Origin of the sequence: Paraburkholderia sp. BL17N1 (assembly GCF_003634175.1) — a bacterium.
Taxonomy (GTDB): domain Bacteria; phylum Pseudomonadota; class Gammaproteobacteria; order Burkholderiales; family Burkholderiaceae; genus Paraburkholderia.
On sequence record NZ_RBIW01000001.1, the window covers coordinates 2,517,113 to 2,534,860 of the forward strand.

The 17,748-nt window shown below is 63.0% G+C and carries 14 protein-coding genes, 3 tRNA genes and 1 pseudogene; 10 read left to right on the top strand and 8 right to left on the bottom strand.

Features of this window, described 5'->3' with window-relative positions; all coding sequences use genetic code 11:
• Nucleotides 1-40: 40 nt before the first annotated feature.
• The 4 genes from B0G82_RS11400 to earP all read right to left on the bottom strand — a co-directional run bounded on the left by B0G82_RS11400 (nt 41) and on the right by earP (nt 4,400).
• Nucleotides 41-1,423, bottom strand: coding sequence for a sigma-54 dependent transcriptional regulator (locus B0G82_RS11400; RefSeq protein ID WP_121308660.1), 1,383 nt, complete (start codon nt 1,421-1,423; stop codon nt 41-43).
• A gap of 326 nt (nt 1,424-1,749) precedes the next feature.
• Nucleotides 1,750-1,956 carry a CsbD family protein gene (locus B0G82_RS11405; protein WP_012433871.1) on the bottom strand — a complete coding sequence of 69 codons (207 nt, stop codon included), beginning with the start codon at nt 1,954-1,956 and terminating at the stop codon, nt 1,750-1,752.
• Between the two features lie 283 nt (nt 1,957-2,239).
• Nucleotides 2,240-2,797: an elongation factor P gene (gene efp / locus B0G82_RS11410; protein WP_012433870.1), complete on the bottom strand. Its 558-nt coding sequence runs from the start codon at nt 2,795-2,797 to the stop codon at nt 2,240-2,242.
• Between the two features lie 409 nt (nt 2,798-3,206).
• On the bottom strand, nt 3,207-4,400 hold the full coding sequence (gene earP / locus B0G82_RS11415) for an elongation factor P maturation arginine rhamnosyltransferase EarP (RefSeq protein WP_121307422.1): 1,194 nt from the start codon (nt 4,398-4,400) through the stop codon (nt 3,207-3,209).
• Nucleotides 4,401-4,668: 268 nt separating this feature from the next.
• On the opposite strand from earP, the gene uvrC reads away from it, so the two are divergent.
• The 8 genes and pseudogenes from uvrC (at nt 4,669) to B0G82_RS11455 (ending at nt 10,490) form a co-directional block, all read left to right on the top strand.
• Nucleotides 4,669-6,861, top strand: a complete 2,193-nt coding sequence (uvrC, locus tag B0G82_RS11420) for an excinuclease ABC subunit UvrC (RefSeq protein WP_121307423.1) — start codon at nt 4,669-4,671, stop codon at nt 6,859-6,861.
• A 155-nt stretch (nt 6,862-7,016) separates the two neighbouring features.
• Nucleotides 7,017-7,610, top strand: coding sequence for a CDP-diacylglycerol--glycerol-3-phosphate 3-phosphatidyltransferase (gene pgsA, locus B0G82_RS11425; protein ID WP_121307424.1), 594 nt, complete (start codon nt 7,017-7,019; stop codon nt 7,608-7,610).
• 217 nt (nt 7,611-7,827) lie between these two features.
• Nucleotides 7,828-7,903: transfer RNA gene (locus tag B0G82_RS11430), tRNA-Gly, on the top strand.
• 62 nt (nt 7,904-7,965) lie between these two features.
• Nucleotides 7,966-8,041 (top strand) — tRNA-Gly (locus tag B0G82_RS11435).
• Nucleotides 8,042-8,146: 105 nt separating this feature from the next.
• Nucleotides 8,147-8,220 (top strand) — tRNA-Cys (locus tag B0G82_RS11440).
• A 486-nt stretch (nt 8,221-8,706) separates the two neighbouring features.
• Nucleotides 8,707-9,465 (top strand): TraB/GumN family protein, encoded by a 759-nt coding sequence (locus B0G82_RS11445; RefSeq protein ID WP_121307425.1) that lies wholly within the window; start codon nt 8,707-8,709, stop codon nt 9,463-9,465.
• A gap of 165 nt (nt 9,466-9,630) precedes the next feature.
• Nucleotides 9,631-9,987: pseudogene (locus tag B0G82_RS11450) on the top strand (GAF domain-containing protein); the annotation flags it as partial.
• A gap of 8 nt (nt 9,988-9,995) precedes the next feature.
• Nucleotides 9,996-10,490, top strand: coding sequence for a GNAT family N-acetyltransferase (locus B0G82_RS11455; protein WP_121307426.1), 495 nt, complete (start codon nt 9,996-9,998; stop codon nt 10,488-10,490).
• 59 nt (nt 10,491-10,549) lie between these two features.
• Here B0G82_RS11455 and B0G82_RS11460 read toward each other — a convergent pair whose 3' ends face one another.
• The 3 genes from B0G82_RS11460 to B0G82_RS11470 are packed head-to-tail and all read right to left on the bottom strand — an operon-like array spanning nt 10,550 to nt 12,546.
• Nucleotides 10,550-11,434 (bottom strand): cytochrome c oxidase assembly protein, encoded by an 885-nt coding sequence (locus B0G82_RS11460; protein ID WP_121307427.1) that lies wholly within the window; start codon nt 11,432-11,434, stop codon nt 10,550-10,552.
• A 17-nt stretch (nt 11,435-11,451) separates the two neighbouring features.
• On the bottom strand, nt 11,452-11,913 hold the full coding sequence (locus B0G82_RS11465) for a copper chaperone PCu(A)C (protein WP_121307428.1): 462 nt from the start codon (nt 11,911-11,913) through the stop codon (nt 11,452-11,454).
• Nucleotides 11,914-11,931: 18 nt separating this feature from the next.
• Nucleotides 11,932-12,546, bottom strand: coding sequence for an SCO family protein (locus tag B0G82_RS11470; RefSeq protein ID WP_121307429.1), 615 nt, complete (start codon nt 12,544-12,546; stop codon nt 11,932-11,934).
• Nucleotides 12,547-12,952: 406 nt separating this feature from the next.
• Between B0G82_RS11470 and otsB the strand changes: the two genes are divergently transcribed.
• Both otsB and otsA read left to right on the top strand, forming a co-directional pair.
• The gene (otsB, locus tag B0G82_RS11475; protein WP_121307430.1) at nt 12,953-13,702 is read left to right on the top strand and encodes a trehalose-phosphatase; all 750 of its coding nucleotides are present in this window, start codon (nt 12,953-12,955) and stop codon (nt 13,700-13,702) included.
• 55 nt (nt 13,703-13,757) lie between these two features.
• Nucleotides 13,758-15,218 carry an alpha,alpha-trehalose-phosphate synthase (UDP-forming) gene (gene otsA / locus B0G82_RS11480; protein WP_121307431.1) on the top strand — a complete coding sequence of 487 codons (1,461 nt, stop codon included), beginning with the start codon at nt 13,758-13,760 and terminating at the stop codon, nt 15,216-15,218.
• Nucleotides 15,219-15,332: 114 nt separating this feature from the next.
• On the opposite strand, the gene B0G82_RS11485 is transcribed toward otsA, so the two are convergent.
• Nucleotides 15,333-17,168: an ABC transporter ATP-binding protein gene (locus B0G82_RS11485; protein ID WP_106283741.1), complete on the bottom strand. Its 1,836-nt coding sequence runs from the start codon at nt 17,166-17,168 to the stop codon at nt 15,333-15,335.
• Between the last annotated feature and the right edge of the window lie 580 nt (nt 17,169-17,748).

Consider the following 17,748-nt stretch of genomic DNA (forward strand, 5'->3'; position numbering starts at 1 on the left):
TTTCTTGCTCAAAGCGAACCGCAAACGATCGCTGCGGCTGTTAGTTCAAACGCATGCGTTGCAGCTTGTTGTACAGCGTCTTCGGACTGATGCCCAGCAGCGACGCCGCCCGGTGACGCGTACCGCCGACGGCATCGAGCGTGGCGCGAATCAGCATTTCCTCGACGTCCGCGAGCGGTGTGCCCACGGTGACCTGCACGCGGCTGCCGTTCAGATCGCGGCCATTCGCCGAGCCGGCCTCGTCGGCGCGCAACGACTCCAGCACGTCGCCGGACGCGTGATACGCGCGCCGCACACGCTCCTGCAGCTCACGCACATTGCCTGGCCATTCATAAGCGAGACACTCGCGCAGGAAATTCGGCGCGACCTGCTTGGCGACCTCCGCCGTGCCGCGCGTCAAGCCTTCGTGATTCAACTCGTCGACGACCGCCTGGGCGATCAACGCCGGATCCTCACCGCGTTCGCGCAGCGGCGGCAGCGTGACGGCGGCGGCTTCGAGGCGCAGCGACAGGTCTTCGTGCAGGCTGCCGTCGGCTACCGCCGCGCGCGGCGCCTTCCGCGTCGACGCGATCAGACGGAAGTCCGTCACCACCTGATTCGTGCCGCCGACCCGCATGAAGGTCTGCGAGTCGAGCGCGCGCAGCAGGGCTTCCTGCTGGGCGCGCGGCAATTCGGCGATTTCCTCGATGAACAGCGTGCCGCCGCTCGCCTGTTCGAACAGGCCCGGTTCGCGCTGCTCGGCGCCGTTGAACGCACCGCGTTCGTGACCGAACAGCTGGCTTTCGAGCGAGCGTTGCGCGGCCGCGCTGTTCGCGCTCCGGCAGTCGAGCGTGATGAACGGACCTTTGCGGCGCCGGCTCATGTCGTGCATCGTGCGCGCCGCGATTTGCTTGCCGGTGCCGGTTTCGCCGGAAATCAGCACGGCGGCTTCAGTCGGCGCGATATGTTCGATCGTGTCGTAGACGTGCTGGATCGCACCGCTGCGGCCAAGCATCGAGCCGAAACGGCCGAGTTGACGCAGCGACGCGCGTAGCGTCTGCACTTCCTCGGTCAGTTCGTACGGGCGCGGGATGCGTGCGAGCAAGCTGCGCAAACGCGGAATGTTGACCGGCTTGAGCAGGTAGTCCCAGATGCCGTGGCGCAAACCTTCGATCGCGCTTTCCACCGTCGCATTGCCGGTCATCACGATCACGGGCAGGGCGCCACCGGGCGGATGAGCGGGCAGATGCTGCAGCAGGTCGAGCCCGCTGCCGTCCGGCAGATTCAGGTCGACCAGCACGACGTCGGGAATGAAGCGCGCCAATGCGGCTCGGGCCTCTGCGATCGTCGTCGCGGTGTCGACGGAAAAGCCGTCGGCCGCGAGGATGGCCGACAGGCCTGACAGGCTATTAGGATCGTCTTCAACAATCAGGGCGTGTGGCATGGCGAGCGCAATTTTTAGATGAATGGAATACCCGATGCGATGCGCCGATACGTTGGCGCGCGGCACGAGCGCAATGCTGGCCGGTACTGTCGGTCGGATGCCGAGTCGGATCCAGTGCCGCGTGCGTAGCCTCGGCCAGCGCGGCTGCGATACAGGTGCCGCCAGCTGACACAGACGGATTGGCCGGAGCGCACACCAAGCACGGCACCGGCACCAACGCGGCGATTCGACTCAAGCGGTTCGGGTCCTTTGCGTGTTTAAACTGAGTGCCGGTGCCAACGTTTTTAAGCGTGGAACCGGCGCCTGTATTTCCTTCACTCGGGCTGTCAGAAATCCCGATTGCTGTCGAAGAAACGCCGCACTTCGCGTTCCGCCTCTTCGCGCGTCTTGCCGTAACGCTCCTGAATCAAACCGGCGAGCTTGTCGGCACGGCCTTCGGCCTTGGTCAATTCGTCGTCGGTCAATTCCCCCCAAGCGGTCTTGGCCTTGCCAACCATTTGCTTCCACTTGCCTTCAGCGATGTCGTTATTCATGCCGCATCTCCAGAGTTGAAGAAGATAAAGCCGTATTGGCTGTATCCAGAGACAAGCATGGACTGTGCCACGACTATTTATATAGACTTATCAATGGTTTGCTCGATGGCATACGGGAAAATTTGAGTGCGCGGTGTGGCAATTTCGAGAAGACTGCCGGTAAAGTTTTCCTTAACCATACACGGCGGCGCAAAAAAGAAAAAGCGCCCAAATTGGGCGCTTCTTTTTGCCATTTTTTTCGCAGCGCCCCAGTGGGGGCACCGGATTCAGGCGAGCAGGGCGCTTAAGCGCGGCTGCGGTACTCGTGCGTACGCGTGTCGATTTCGATCTTGTCGCCGATGTTGCAGAAGAGCGGCACTTGCAGTTCGAAACCGGTGTTCAGCTTGGCGTTCTTCAACACCTTGCCCGACGACGTGTCGCCCTTGACAGCCGGTTCCGTGTAGATGATTTCGCGGACCAGTGTGGTCGGCAGTTCGACCGAAATGGCTTTCTCGTTGTAGAACACGACTTCGCAAGCCATGCCGTCTTCGAGGTAATGAAGGGCGTCGCCCATCATTTCGCCTTCGACTTCGAACTGGTTGTAGTCGGCGTCCATGAACACGTACATCGGGTCAGCGAAGTACGAGTACGTGACTTCCTTGCGTTCCAGCACGACGACGTCGAACTTGTCGTCGGCCTTGTACACGCTTTCCATGCCTGCGCCGGTCAGCAGGTTCTTGAACTTCATCTTGACGACGGCGGAGTTGCGGCCCGATTTGTTGTATTCGGCCTTCTGCACAACCATTGCGTCTGCGCCGATCATCACGACGTTGCCGGTGCGGAGTTCCTGTGCGGTCTTCATAAAACTGTCCTGTACGAATTAAGTAGCTTCAACTTGTGCTCAACGGCATACGGCGCAAGCGGCTTCGGCGCTTTGCTCACTGCGTGCCGCACCGCCGAAGCGGCTCGGCGGGTCGCGAGCGAGTCAAGCGTGGCCGGCTTGCCGCCGGGCGCGGCGGGAGCGCCGCAAACGCGCGGTCTCTGCCACTCCCAGCAATCCGTTACCTGCTTTTTTACCCTGTGCGGGCGTGTACACGAGTGGCGCCGATTCGCAACATGCGTCCCTTTTTTAACATTTCCCCCATCACGCTTTGATTCAGGAGATGTCTGGCCTCTTTCGAAGCCAAGGTTGACGGGCCGCCAAAGCGAGTTGTTTGGATTGCGCCGTTGCGATCGGGCCGCGCTTGCGTCGTCGGCCGTTGGATAACCGCTTATTTTAACTGACTTTTTGCGAACAAGGCCAGATTTCCGGCGAGGTCGCCCACTTGAGCCAGTTCGCGGGCCCACGCCGCTGCGCGTTGCCTGAGCGCCGGCAGGTGACGCCGGAATTCCGTCCAGTCCGGTCGGCCCGTGCCGTTCCAGGCGTGCCAGAAGCGCGCGAGCGCGTCGCGGGCGTCGGCGGGCAGGGTGCGCGCGTAGTGCGCGAGCGCGGCGTCGAGCTTTGGCAGATGGGCGTCGTCCGCTTGCGGGTAGATGTGCCAGACGAACGGTTTGGCGGCCCACTGGGCGCGCACGAACGAATCCTCGCCGCGCACGAAATTGAGGTCGCTCGCCCACAGCAGCGTGTCGTAGCCGGGCTGGTCGGTAAAGGCGAGAGCGTGCGCGCTGAGGTTGCCGCGCGCCGCATGCGAGCCGGCGCCGAACGCCGGGAGGTCGAAAAAGCGCGCTACCGAGCCTGAAATGCGGCCTTCCGGCACGAGCAGGACAACCGGCTCCGCGCTGTCGCGCCATTGTTCGAGCAGGCTGTCGACGGCGGGGTTTTCGTAGGAGAACAGCGAGACGACGGTCGCGCTGGCAGGCGGCGGCGCGTGGCCGGTGGTTTGCCGCCACCATGCTTCGCGCGTGCTGGGCGACGCTTCAAAACCCGCCCGCGCGCCGTCGAGATGCCGTTCCTTCAGCACGCCGCCGGTGCCGGGGCCGAGTCCGGGGAAAAAAAACGTCTTGCTCAGCGGATAGCGCGGATGAGGCGACGGCCGCAGATGAAAATCCGCGACCCAGTCCTCGGCGCTCAGATATTCGAGGTTCAACCACACCGGCGTGCGCTCGCGCGCCGCCATCGCGGCGATATAAATGGGCGGCAGTTCGCAGCCGAACGCCTCGATCACGACGTCGGCCACTTCGAGCGTATCGCCCGCATGGGCCGGCTCGTGCCAATGTTCAACGACGACCCCGCCCACCGTCTGACGCGCATGGTCGAGCGTCAGCGACGGGCACAGCTTCTGGAACGCATGCAGGTCGTCGACGAACACGCGCACCTGCCAGCCGTGTTCGCTCGCGAGTTGACGCGCGAGGCGCCAGCACACGCCGATGTCGCCGAAATTGTCGATCACCGCGCAGAAGATATCGCAGGCGATTGCCGGGGGCGTGTCGGCGGCTTGCTCGGGTTGGGACTTAGCGGAAGACATGATGGCCTGGGTCGCGGATTCGAACGGATGAGGGGAGCGAGCCAGTGCGAACGATCCGACCGCATTGCACTTTGCCGCAAGATGACGAAGCTGCCGCCGATGCGTGTCCCGATTCGAGCCGACAAGGTTCGGACGCGCGCGGAATGTTCTAAACTGGCGATTCTAAAGCACTCGTTCACGATTGCGCGCGCATGGCGCCCTCCGGTTCACCGCGGCGCGCGGCAACGGAGCAACGCTTCGCGAGACCGTCCCACCCGACCGATTCTGCATGACCGAACCCGAAGCAACCGACGTTTTCGAGCCGAAAAAAGTGCTCGCCCAACTGCCGCATCTGCCCGGCGTCTATCGCTATTACGATACGCACGGCGCGGTGCTTTACGTGGGCAAGGCGCGCGATCTGAAGAAGCGCGTATCGAGCTACTTCACCAAGACGCTGCTGTCGCCGCGCATCGCGATGATGGTGACGCGCATTGCGCGCATCGAGACAACCGTCACGCGCTCCGAGGCCGAAGCGCTGCTGCTCGAAAACAACCTGATCAAGGCACTCGCGCCGCGCTACAACATTCTGTTTCGCGACGACAAGTCGTATCCCTACCTCAAGCTGACCGGCCACAAGTTTCCGCGCATGGCGTATTACCGTGGCGCCGTGGATCGCAAGAATCAGTACTTCGGTCCATTTCCGAGTGCGTGGGCGGTGCGCGAGAGCATCCAGATTCTGCAGCGCGTGTTCCAGTTGCGCACGTGCGAAGACTCTGTGTTCAACAACCGCACGCGGCCTTGTCTGCTGCATCAGATCGGCCGCTGCACGGCGCCGTGCGTGGCGGCGATCAATGAAGAGGATTACGCGCGCGACGTCGCCAACGCATCGCGCTTTCTGCTCGGCCGTCAGGGCGAGGTGATGAAGGAGCTCGAGCAGAAGATGCATGCCTTCGCGAGCGAGCTGAAGTTCGAGCAGGCCGCGGCGGTGCGCAACCAGATGAGTTCGCTCTCGACGGTGCTGCATCAGCAGGCGATCGAAGTCGGCAGCGACAGCGACGTGGATATTCTCGCGGTGGTCGCGCTGGGCGGCCGCGTGTGCGTGAATCTGGCGATGGTGCGTGGCGGCCGGCATCTCGGCGACAAGGCGTATTTCCCGGCGCACGTGGAAAGCGCGCTGACAGCCGACGAGGGCGGACTGGAAGAAGACGGCGCGCCGTTGGCCGATGTCGCGCTCGCGTCGAACTCGCTCGCGCAAGACAGTGTCATCGACGATGAAACGGCGGGGTTGGCCGATGCCAGTGACGCTCTTGCGCTCGCGCAAGAGATGCCATCTGAGGACGAGCAGGATGAAGAGGACGCCGCCGAAGAAGCCGACGTAGCCGACGAAGCCGGCTCCGAACCCGCAAAGCCGCGCAAAGGTCGTGCTGCAACCGGTGGAATCGAATCCGAAGTCCTCGAAGCATTCATCGCCCAGCATTACCTGGGCAACCGCGTGCCGCCGGTGCTGGTGGTCAGCCACGCACCCGCCGATCGCGAACTGGTCGACGTGCTGATCGAACAAGCCGGCCACAAGGTCACGGTGCTGCGCCAGCCGCAAGGGCAACGGCGCGCGTGGCTCGCGATGGCCGAACAGAACGCGCGGCTCGCGCTCGCGCGCCTGCTTTCGGAGCAGGGCTCGCAACAAGCCCGCACGCGCGCGCTGACGGACACGCTCGGCATGGAGTGCGACGATCTCGCGCATTTGCGTATCGAATGCTTCGACATCAGCCACACGATGGGTGAGGCGACCCAGGCTTCGTGCGTGGTGTATCACCATCACAAGATGCAGTCGTCGGAATACCGCCGCTACAACATCACCGGCATTACACCCGGCGACGACTATGCCGCGATGCGCCAGGTGCTCACGCGCCGCTACGAGAAGATGGTCGAGCAAGCCGCCGCGAACGCCGCCGACGAAGCCGCCGAGTTGCAAAGCGATGCGGCCGCCGATCCGTTGCTCACGCCGGACGCCGCGGAGCCGGTCGCGGCCGGCGGCATCCTGCCGACTATCGTGCTGATCGACGGCGGCAAGGGCCAGGTCGAAATCGCGCGTCAGGTGTTTACGGAACTGGGTCTCGATACCGGCATGCTGGTCGGCGTCGCGAAGGGCGAAGGGCGTAAGGTCGGCCTCGAAACCTTGATTTTCGCCGACGGCCGCGCGCCGCTCGAACTCGGCAAGGAGAGCGCCGCACTCATGCTGGTCGCGCAGATCCGCGACGAAGCGCACCGCTTCGCCATCACCGGCATGCGCGCGAAGCGCGCCAAGACGCGCCAGACCTCGCGGCTGGAAGAGCTGGAAGGCGTGGGCGCGAAGCGGCGTCAACGGCTGCTCGCGCGCTTTGGCGGCTTGCGCGGCGTGGTTGCGGCCAGTGTCGAGGATCTGGCGAGCGTCGAAGGCATTTCGCAGGCGCTCGCGGAGCAGATTTACCGGCAATTGCACTGATTGCGGCGGTCGCGGCCGGCCGCTCAACCGCTTTCGAGCAGCGCCGCGGCGGCGCGCACGGCAAGGCCTGCGCGCCGCTTTGCCGCCGCTTTGCTTGTGGCAGGCCTTATGACACGGCACAATTGCATCTCCCTTGCCAGACGCTGCGCCTGCCCATGCCGTTTAATTTCCCGATTTTCCTGACCTGGCTGCGGATCGTCCTGATCCCGCTCGTCGTCGGTGTGTTCTATTTGCCCGACATGATGATGAGCCCCGCGCACCGCAATCTGGCGGCCGCGACCATCTTCATTCTGGCGGCGCTGACCGACTGGTTCGACGGCTATCTGGCGCGCAAGTGGAATCAGACCTCGGCATTTGGCGCGTTCCTCGATCCGGTCGCCGACAAGCTGATGGTGACCGCCGCGTTGCTGGTGCTCGTGCAACTCACGCGTATCGATTCGGCGATTGCGCTCGTGATCGTCGGGCGCGAGATCGCGATCTCGGCGTTGCGCGAATGGATGGCGCAGATCGGCGCATCGAAGAGCGTGGCGGTGAATTCGCTCGGCAAGTTCAAGACTGTATGCCAGATGGTGGCGATTCCCATGCTGCTGTTCTACGGCCCGCTGTCGTTTGGCGGCGGCGTGGTGGTCGACACGCGCGTGTGGGGCCTGTGGCTCATCTATCTGGCCGCGTTCCTGACGATCTGGTCGATGCTCTACTACATGAAGCTCGCGTGGCCTCAGATCCGCGAACGGGGCGGCGTGGCCTGAGTTTTCGTCGTAGTGGAGCGCGTGCGGTGTAAGTCCGAACTTCGCTGCCGCATGAGTGAAATCTGTTCGGTAAAAGAGATTCGCAAAAGGGGTTGACACGTTTCAGTCGTTTCTCCATAATCTCGTTTCTCCGATGCACGCAGTTCGAAACATCGGCGGCAGTAAGCGAGCATTTGCAGTAACAAGGCAGCAGATAGCACGGCAAAAGCAGCACAATGCGGGAGTAGCTCAGTTGGTAGAGCGCAACCTTGCCAAGGTTGAGGTCGCGAGTTCGAGCCTCGTCTCCCGCTCCAGATTTTTAAAGCAGCGCATTGTTTGGCAAGTGGAAGTGCAGCGCGTTGTGAAGCAGTTCAATGCGGGAGTAGCTCAGTTGGTAGAGCGCAACCTTGCCAAGGTTGAGGTCGCGAGTTCGAGCCTCGTCTCCCGCTCCATACATAAGGGGAAGCAACGCTTCCCTTTTTGTTTGGTGGCCCGGTTCTTCCGGTTGCCCGCCAGACAAAATCTGCGAATCTGTTGCTAGGTTCCAGTCCGCTTGCGGCGCGATAGCAAAGCGGTTATGCAGCGGCCTGCAAAGCCGTTTAGGCCGGTTCGACTCCGGCTCGCGCCTCCAGTAGTTGATGTAAAGAAAAGCCCCGACTTGTCGGGGCTTTTCTTTTTTCGGCCTCGGTTTCGCTGGCGAAGTGGATGGGGGCGTTGGCGTGGTTGCTGGTTTCGATGCAGGGCCACAGGGTAGCCCAGGGCACGTTGCTCACTTGCGATCATCAGCGCTTCGAGTGGGGGCGAGCGATCGGTGCTGCGCGGCAGGTTCGACCACCGGCATCAAATGCTTATTTACCATTTGCCTTGCCCGCACTTTCACCTTCGTTTCATAGTCTTTCAAACCTGTTTGGCCCATCGTTGAATACACAGAACGACGCATTCAGCGCATTCGGCAATTACCATTAATGTAGATTGTGCAATGCCATTCTCGCGTTCATAAGCATTGCTTGTCATCGGTTCTAATCGATGGCAATGCTTTGTATCGCGAAAGCACAGGGCCGGGCACACTCGCGACAACTGCTGGAACATCGTCATTGCCTATCAATACCGAGGCTGCATGTACCTACAACTCACCGGCACCCAAGTTCGCCTGCTCGGCTCGATGCATCTGTTTCCGGCGACAAGCCGCAGAACGCCGCCGTGGATCGCCGAGGCCTATGACTGGGCCGAGGCGCTCGTCTTCGAGTCCGATCCGCCGACGATCATGCCGTTTCTAAAGGCCGACGGGCAAAGCTGTGCGGAGCAACTGCAGCCCTTGCTGTCCGCCGACGCGTGGCGGCAACTTCACGCGGCGTGGCCCGTTGAAGGACCGCTGGCGCCGCTCGCGGATCTGCGTCCGTGGGCTGCGCTGATCGTCGCGCCGACGCTGTTCCAGCAGGTCGTCGAAGGTGTCGAGCCGCGCATGCTGCGTTCGGCGATCACGCAGGCCAAAACTTATCGGTATCTCGAGACCGCGGAGGAGGTGGCGGCGGCGCTCGAATCGATTCCGCTCGATGCCGTCGGCGCGGCGCTCGGCCTGCTCATGGCTGATCTCGCCGAACCACAGCGCACGCTCGAGCGCATGCACGCGGCCTGGCTGAATGGCGATCTGCTTGCCGTGCACCAGATCGCTATCGAGTCGCCGATGTTCAATCTGCCGGGCATCCGGCATGCGATTCTCGACGCGCGCAATCGCGCATGGGCGGCGCGCCTGACCGGGTTGCTCACGCGACCGGAGCGCACGCTGGTGGTCGTCGGCGCGCTGCATCTGTGCGGTCCCGGCAATCTGATCGACTGTCTCGCGCAGCCTGTCGAACCGGTCTTCGCAAACCCGTAGCAGAGCCATAGCCGCACGAGCATGTCAGGGCGATGTAACCAGCATCGGCGCGCACACGAAATCGGCGGGAACTCTCGCGCCCCGGTTTTGCCCCAGCGTAAAGAACGTCGCTATACACTACCTGCCAGCCACTTCAGCCACGCCGGCCGCGCCAGGGAATACAACATGCATGTCCCACCGACGCCCAGTAACGAAAGCGCCCGTCTCGACGCCCTGCGTGCGCTGCATATTCTCGATACGTCGCCGGAAGAGCGCTTTGATCGTCTGACCCGGCTCGCCAGGCGGCTCTTCAGCGTGCCCATCGCGCTCGTGAGTCTGGTCGACGCGGAAGGTCAATGGTTCAAGGCATGCGTCGGCCTGAAGGCGAGCGAGACCTCGCGCGACGTATCGTTCTGCGCGCACGCGATTCTGGGCGACGAAATCCTGATGGTGCCCGACACGCTTGCGGACGAGCGGCGAAGCCGCCACGCGCGGCATAATCACGCATCGCCGCTTCAAGTGCGGTGCGACCCTTCTCTTAGAACGTTGTCATGACTGAACCGCAGCAAACGGCCGCCATGCGGCTCGCGCTACTTGATTGGCGCTGGAAATTCTTCGATGAACTCTCGGGCGTCGAGGTCTATACGATGCTGGGCGCACGCGCCGCGGTGTTCGTCGTCGAACAGAATTGCCTGTACGGCGATATCGACGGGCTCGACATGGATGCGTGGCACCTGCTGGTCTACGGCTCCGATAAAGGACGGCCGGCGCTCGCGGGTTATCTGCGCGTGCTGCTGCCCGATGCGGACGACAGCGATATCCGCATCGGCCGCGTGCTCACGACTGCCGGATTCCGCGGCATCGGTCTGGGCAATGCGATGCTCGAGCGGTCGCTGACGCATATTCGCGCGCAGTGGCCTGGCACGCCGATCCGGTTGCATGCGCAGGCGCATCTGCAAGGTTTCTATGGTGCGTTTGGCTTCACGCCGGTTTCGGAGATTCACGAGGAAGACGGCATCCCGCATGTGTGGATGCGGTCGGCCTGAAGCGGCTACTGCAATCAGAGCCCCGCGCGGCGCGCCAGGTTGTTAATCGAATCGTGGTGTCAGCGTTGACCGCGCGCCGGCGCTGAAGCAGTGGGCGCCGACCCCTGCTTCGCGTTCGCGCGCCGTTCGCCACGCAAACGTCCGCGCGCCGACAGCCGCATCCAGTGACGCAAGGCGAGCAGCGCACCGATTACGCTCATCATCGAACCCGGAATCCACAGCAACAGCCCGCCGATCTGCTGATCGCGCATCGGGCTCAACCACGTGAACGCGCGGCCGCAGATCGAGTAGATCGGGTACAGCTCATGCGGCGTGAAGAAAATGAACGCGCCGAGAATGATCTGCGGCGGAATCGCGGCGATCACCACCAGCACGCGCTTGCCCGGCGACAGCCGCGCGGGCGGCGCGGAACGCGGATCGAGCACGAGCCACCAGAACAGCAGGCCGTCGATCACCATGCTCCAGTTCATCACGCGATAAAGCCGCCAGTCGAGCATCGCCACGAAATGAATCGGCGACATCAGCCAGAAGTAGATCAGCCCGACGAACAGCGTCACCGCGACCACGGGATGCATCACCACGTCGAGGAACTTGCGCACGACCGGAGTTTCGAGCGCGGGCCGCACGAAGCGTTGCCGCCAGCTGAATGGAATACCCGCACGTAACGCGGTGCCCGGATACGACAGGGCGATGAAAAACGGCCCGAGGTGATGCAGCACCAGGTGCTGCGCGCGATGCATGAAGAACTCATGCTCGAAGAAATAATCGAGCCGCGTATGCAACGCGACGTATAACGCCACCAGCCCAAACCAGAAGGAGATACGCCGCGCGACCGACACCTTCGCTTTACGCGCGCCACGCACGAACAGGGTCGCGGGCACCAGCAAGGCGATCACGACGGTCGGCGAAAACTCCCAGGGATCGAGCCAGTAGAGCAGATTCATCGCGGCACGTTACCCGGTTACTTGGTTTGCGCCGGCGACTTGACGGCGAACGGCGTATCGAGCGTTTCGCCGTCGGAGAATTTGAGCTTGAGATGCACAGTGTCGCCCGGCGCAACCTTATGCTTCGCATCTTCGAGCATCACGTGATAGCCGCCGGGCGCGATCGAGACCTGGCCGTGTGCGGGTACAGTCAGCTTGTCGACCATCACCATCTTCTGCGACGAACCGTTCGACACGGTCTGATGCAGCATTGCGTCGCCGTAGTCGTTGCTGGAAATATCGACGAGGTCGACCGGTTTGTCGCTCGCGTTGACGAGCGTCGCATAGCCGGCGGCGGGCAGGTTGTTGGGCAGCCAGCGGACCCACGCGTCCTTGACGCTGATCGCATAGGCGCCCGCCGCTTGCGCGGTCGATGCGACGCCGAACGAAAGGGCGAGGGCGCAACTCAGTGCAGCGAACGTTTTGATCTTGATCGACATGGTTGAACTCGGGAAAGGTCAGGAACGGTCATCGATGATGCGGCGCAGGTCTTGCGCGATCGCATCGGGCGTGTCGTGGTCGGTAGCCAGCAGGCGCGCGTGGCCTTGACTGTCGAACACATAGACGGCGGAACTATGGGTGACTTCATAGTTGCCGGAAGGGTCGCGCTTTTCCATCTGATAAGCGACGCGATAACGCTTGGCGAGCGACTCGATCTGCCAGTCGGTGCCGGTCAGCCCCTCGGCGTGTTTCGGGTCGAAGGCGCCGACGTAATCGTGCAAGGCCTGCGCCGTGTCGCGCGCGGGATCGACGGTGATGAACAGGATGCGCACCTTCTGCGCGTCGGGGCCGAGCTTGCCGAGCACCTGCATCAACCGGCCCATCGTTTCAGGGCAGACGTCCGGGCAATGCGTATAGCCGAAATAGACGAGCGAGGTGCCCCCCTTGAACGAATCGGCGGTGACGGGGCGGCCATCGTCGCCGGTCAGCGTAAAGTCGAGATCCGGCAGATGGCCGGTCACATTGGTCAACTGCCAGGTTTCCGTGCGATGCGTGCAGCCGGCGAGCGCGGTCAGCGCGCCCAGCGTTAGCGTCAGCGCAAGCAGGCGCGCGGACCACAGCCTGCGTGACATTGCGAAGAGCGGTTGCGAGTGCCGGGATGAGAAGATCGGGAACAAAGCAGGGTTCAGTTACTCGATTGAATTGCGGCGCCGCTCGATGCGCGTGCCGCGCTTGCGCGGTCATAGTGTGCAAATATGGTCGTAACCGCAATGTTTCGCGTGGCTGCGACTTTAGCGCAAATTTCCCGTTGACGTCGCGCAGCGCCCACGGGCGCACGGTTTGCGAGGCAATTTGACGCAGGCGGCTGAAAGCCGGGTGAAGCCTGATTGTTCCCACTTTGAACGCAATCGCCGTCGACCGTGGCTGCGACGCCCCGCTGGGCTGGTGTCCAGCCTTACTTTCTCGAAAAATTGATGGATGCGCGGTAAGATGCGCACACTTTTCCGGCCGCAGAAGGCTGAAAGGCAAAACTAACCGATGCAAGCACTTCCGGCTGTTCTGTCTCCGAGCGAGACAGCATTTTTCTTCGATTTCGACGGCACGCTCGTCGAACTCGCTCCCACGCCGGATGGCGTGCTGGTGGAACCTCGCGTGATTGATTTGCTAACCGAACTGCGCAGCTTGACGAACGGCGCGGTCGCGGTTGTATCGGGCCGCGGGATTGAGAGCATCGACAGTTTTCTCCACATGCCCGATTTGCCGATCGCCGGCCTGCACGGCGCCGAGCGGCGCGACGCGAACGGCGACACGCAGCGCATTGGCTTCAATGACGAGCGGCTGCTGCGCATGGAGCAGGTGCTCGCGCAGGTGGTCAACGAGAACGCCGGCATGCTCCTCGAAATCAAGGGTGCGGCCGTGGCGCTGCATTACCGCAATGCGCCGGATCGCGAGCCGGTGGCGCGGGAGGCGACCGAGCGGCTGGTGGCCGATTACGCCGGCTCCTACGTGCTGCAGCCCGGCAAGATGGTCTACGAAATCAAACCTAAAGATGTCGACAAGGGCCGCGCGTTGCGCGCGTTCCTCGACGAGCCGCCATTCGTCGGCCGCAAGCCGGTCTTTGCCGGCGACGATCTGACCGACGAGAAAGGCTTCGCGGTCGTCAACGAACGCGGCGGCGTGTCGATCAAGGTCGGTTCGGGCGAGACGCTGGCGCATACGCGTATCGACTCGGTATCGCATCTGCTCGACTGGCTGGCATCGATCGTCGCGGCGGCGCGCACCGCATGATGGCCGCGTCGCATCGCCCCAGGCAAACCAGGCAGTGCATCGGGAATCGCGCTACATGAGCCGACTGATCATCGTATCGAACCGGGTTGCGCCGATCTCGGAGGGCGGCCCGGCGGCGGGCGGTCTGGCGGTCGGCGTGTACGACGCGCTGAAGGAAACCGGCGGCATGTGGTTCGGCTGGAGCGGCGATGTGCTCAGCTCGGGCCAGCCGCAGATCAAGGTCGAGGAGCGCGGCCCGGTGACTTTCGCGACCATCGCGCTGATGCGCCGCGACTACGATCAGTACTATCGCGGCTTCTCGAACGCTACGCTGTGGCCCGCGTTCCACTATCGCGCCGATCTGCTGCAATACGACCGGCACGATTTCGAGGGCTACTGCCGCGTCAATGCGTGGCTGGCGCAACAACTCGTGCCGCTGCTGCGCGACGACGACGTGATCTGGGTCCACGACTACCATCTGATTCCATTTGCGCAGGCGTTGCGCGCCGCGGGCGTGAAGAATCGCATCGGCTTTTTCCTGCATATTCCTTTTCCGGCTTCGCAGGTGCTGCTGGCAGTGCCGCCGCATCGCGAACTGGTGGAAGCGCTGTGTTCATTCGATCTGCTCGGCTTTCAGACAGCGCCGGATCTGCGCGCGTTTTGCGACTACATCATCAATGAGGCGAACGGCTCGGTCGACGCATCGGCGAAAGGCCCGCTGACGATCGACGCGTTCGGCCGCACGCTGCGCGCTGCGGCGTATCCGATCGGCGTCTATCCGGACGAGATCGCCGAACTTGCGAAAGCGGGCGAGCGCGGCAAACCGGTGCGCACCATGAAGGCGACGCTGCATTCGCGCAAGCTGATCATGAGCGTGGACCGGCTCGATTATTCGAAGGGACTGGTCGAGCGTTTTCGCGCGTTCGAGCGACTGCTCGAACACGCCACCGCGCAACGCAACAAGGTGTCGTTCCTGCAGATCGCGCCGCCGACTCGCGCCGACATGCACGCGTATCAGGACATCCGCTTGCAGCTGGAAGGGGAGTCGGGGCGGATCAACGGGCGTTTCGCCGAACTGGACTGGACGCCGATTCTCTACATCCACAAGCAGTACGAGCGCTCGGTGCTGGCCGCGCTGTTCCGCACCGCGCACGTTGGCTATGTGACGCCGTTGCGCGACGGCATGAACCTCGTCGCCAAGGAGTATGTGTCGGCGCAGGATCCGGAAAATCCCGGCGTGCTCGTGCTGTCGCGCTTTGCGGGTGCCGCGCAGGAGCTGGACGGCGCGCTGATCGTCAATCCGGTCGATATCGACGGCATGGCCGAGGCGCTCGCACGGGCGCTCGACATGCCGCTCGCGGAGCGTCAGGCGCGTCATCGCGACATGATGGTGCAGTTGCGCGAGAACAATGTGTCGGTGTGGCGCGATAACTTCATGCGCGATTTGCAGGGCGTCGCTGGTGCAAAGAGCACCCGAAACGGGAAGGCGCGCGCGGTGTCGGGGAAAAAGGCGGCACGGGAGACGCAGGCCGGGTAGGCTGCGGTCGGAACTGCCGTTGTGGCAATGCGCGTAAAAGAAAAGCCGCTCGAGCGGCTTTTCTTTCGTATGGCGACGACGGCGCGCGGCTCGAAGCATGCCGCGCTCGCAGGCTTACACCACGTGCTGTTCGTCGACCTTCTTGCCGCCGATGTGCAGCGTATGGCCCTTGCCATACTGCTTGGTCAGCAGATCGCGATACAGGCCGGGACGCTGGCGCAGTTCTTCCGGACTGCCGTCGTCGATGACCTTGCCGGCGCTCATCACGATGATCCGGTCGAAGTTGTTCAGCGTCGACAGCCGGTGCGCGATCGCGACCACGGTGCGGCCGACCATCAACCGGTCGAGCGCCTTCTGGATCGCTTCTTCCGACGCGCTGTCGAGCGCCGAGGTGGCTTCGTCGAGGAGCAGGATCGGCGCGTTCTTCAGGATCGCGCGAGCAATGGCGATCCGCTGACGCTGGCCGCCCGACAGCTTCACGCCGCGGTCGCCGACGATCGTGTCGTAACCTTCCGGCATCGCCTCGATGAAATCCGCGCAACGCGCCTCGCGAGCGGCCGCGAGCACTTCTTCGCGGCTCGCCTCCGGACGCCCGTAGGCGATGTTCTCGTACACCGTGCGGTGGAACAGCGAGATATCCTGCGGCACCAGTGCGATCGCATGGCGCAAGCTGTCCTGCGTGATCGTGGCGATGTCCTGACCGTCGATCTTGATCGCGCCGCCTTGCGTCTCGTAGAAACGCTGCAGCAGCGCCAGCACGGTGGATTTGCCCGCGCCCGACTTGCCGATCAGGCCGACCCGCTGGCCGGGTTCGATATGCAGATCGAAGTGATCGAGAATCGGGCGGCGGCGCGGATAGGCGAACGTCACGCTTTCGAAATCGATGCGCCCGCCTTGCGGCACGAGTTCGGTCGCACCGTCGCGGTCCGGCATGCCGTGCGGTTCGAGTAGCGTGCGTACGGCTTCCGCAAGACGCGCCACGTGCTGCGTGACGTCGACGAGCGCCACGGCGAGGTCCCGCGTGCCGTGCAGGATCGTGAAGCCGAGCGAGCTGACGAGCACGATGTCGCCCGAGGTCGCTTTGCCTTGATCCCACAGCCACAACGCCCAGCCCAGCAAGCCCGCCGACAGCAGCGCGGTGATCACCGCGTGCAGCAGGCGCAGCTTTTCCAGATACAGCAGGCTCTGCTGGCGCGCGTCCATCTCGGCCTTGACCGTTGCGCCGAAGCGCTGCTGCTCGCGAAACGTCATGCCGAAAGCACGCACGAGGCCCATGTTGCTGATGACGTCGACCAGTTCGCCGTCCACCGACGCCGCCTTGGTCGCGAAATGGTGATGGCGCGCGGAACCGCGCCCGGCCAGCTTGTACAGCACGACCGACAGGATGGCTGAACACAGCATCAGGCCGCAGGCCATCAGCGGATTCACCGCGATGATCATGACGATCGCGCCCAGCACCGCGATACACGGCGGCAGCACGTTCCACGCGGTGGTGTTCTCGGCCGTGTAGACCGCGTTCGAGGTCGCCGTGATCCGGCTTGCGAGCATGCCCGGCTGCTTCTCGGAGTAGTAGGTGGGCGAGTGTCCGCTCAGATACTGGAACAGGTCGCGCCGCAGGTCGCCGGTCACGGCGACGAACGTATGCGCGGCGACCCAGCCGCCGACCCGCCACAGCAGGTTGTCGGCGGCGATCAGGCCGACCAGGATGGCGAACGCGCCCCACAGCGGGCCGGGATGGTGCCGGCCCTCGCCAAGCACGTCGATCAGATGTTTGATCGCGTACTGCGAAGCGAGTGCGCAGCCCACGGCCGCAAACACGCTGCACAGGACGATCGCATGTGCGAGCGGATGGCGGCGGATGAAGCGGAAAAGGAACGCAAGCGGCCGGTGCGCATAGCTCGCGAGCTTTGCGTTCTCGGCATTACGCTGGGCGATGGTTAAATGTTCCAATTGATCGTGAGGTTGATATGTTGCGGGTTGTGCATGCAAAGCGTGGGCCACATGAAAAGGTTCGCCGCGAAGCCGATGCTTCGCATTGTAAACATGCAAAAGCGATTGCGCCCTGTGTATCCGGGCCGTGGCGCGATTGATTTCGCGATAGACGTCCGCCACCTGCGGCTGTTCGACCCGTCTGAAAGGCCGAGGGCCGCGCGGGTTGCGGAAAATTTCGGGATATAATTACAAATTGCATTCAACCGCAGTGCGGCATTTCTTCAACGCTTGCCGGCAAAGTTGACGCAGGAGCTTGCCGGACCACTTCGGCGGTCCCGTGCCGCAAGCCAGTTGCCACTGTAGAACTGTCTTAGAAAACAAGGGTTTGCAAAGTGTTTCGCGTTTGTAACAACGTAAAGACTTTGAAATGTTGTGGTGCAGCGTGGACCCCGGCATCGATAATGCGTGCTCTGTAGGCCCACCGAATTTTCTGACAGTTTGTCAACGTAGGTGTCATGTGTGCGTTTACCGGCACATGCGCAGACATTGATCACGGGTCTGGGCTCATACCCAAGCGATCCATCGCAGGATTTCTCGA

Coding starts and splice junctions, on each gene's coding strand:
- B0G82_RS11400 (WP_121308660.1), bottom strand. CDS start 1,423: ATGCCACACGCCCTGATTGTTGAAGACGATCCTAATAGCCTGTCAGGC.
- B0G82_RS11405 (WP_012433871.1), bottom strand. CDS start 1,956: ATGAATAACGACATCGCTGAAGGCAAGTGGAAGCAAATGGTTGGCAAG.
- efp (WP_012433870.1), bottom strand. CDS start 2,797: ATGAAGACCGCACAGGAACTCCGCACCGGCAACGTCGTGATGATCGGC.
- earP (WP_121307422.1), bottom strand. CDS start 4,400: ATGTCTTCCGCTAAGTCCCAACCCGAGCAAGCCGCCGACACGCCCCCG.
- uvrC (WP_121307423.1), top strand. CDS start 4,669: ATGACCGAACCCGAAGCAACCGACGTTTTCGAGCCGAAAAAAGTGCTC.
- pgsA (WP_121307424.1), top strand. CDS start 7,017: ATGCCGTTTAATTTCCCGATTTTCCTGACCTGGCTGCGGATCGTCCTG.
- B0G82_RS11445 (WP_121307425.1), top strand. CDS start 8,707: ATGTACCTACAACTCACCGGCACCCAAGTTCGCCTGCTCGGCTCGATG.
- B0G82_RS11455 (WP_121307426.1), top strand. CDS start 9,996: ATGACTGAACCGCAGCAAACGGCCGCCATGCGGCTCGCGCTACTTGAT.
- B0G82_RS11460 (WP_121307427.1), bottom strand. CDS start 11,434: ATGAATCTGCTCTACTGGCTCGATCCCTGGGAGTTTTCGCCGACCGTC.
- B0G82_RS11465 (WP_121307428.1), bottom strand. CDS start 11,913: ATGTCGATCAAGATCAAAACGTTCGCTGCACTGAGTTGCGCCCTCGCC.
- B0G82_RS11470 (WP_121307429.1), bottom strand. CDS start 12,546: ATGTCACGCAGGCTGTGGTCCGCGCGCCTGCTTGCGCTGACGCTAACG.
- otsB (WP_121307430.1), top strand. CDS start 12,953: ATGCAAGCACTTCCGGCTGTTCTGTCTCCGAGCGAGACAGCATTTTTC.
- otsA (WP_121307431.1), top strand. CDS start 13,758: ATGAGCCGACTGATCATCGTATCGAACCGGGTTGCGCCGATCTCGGAG.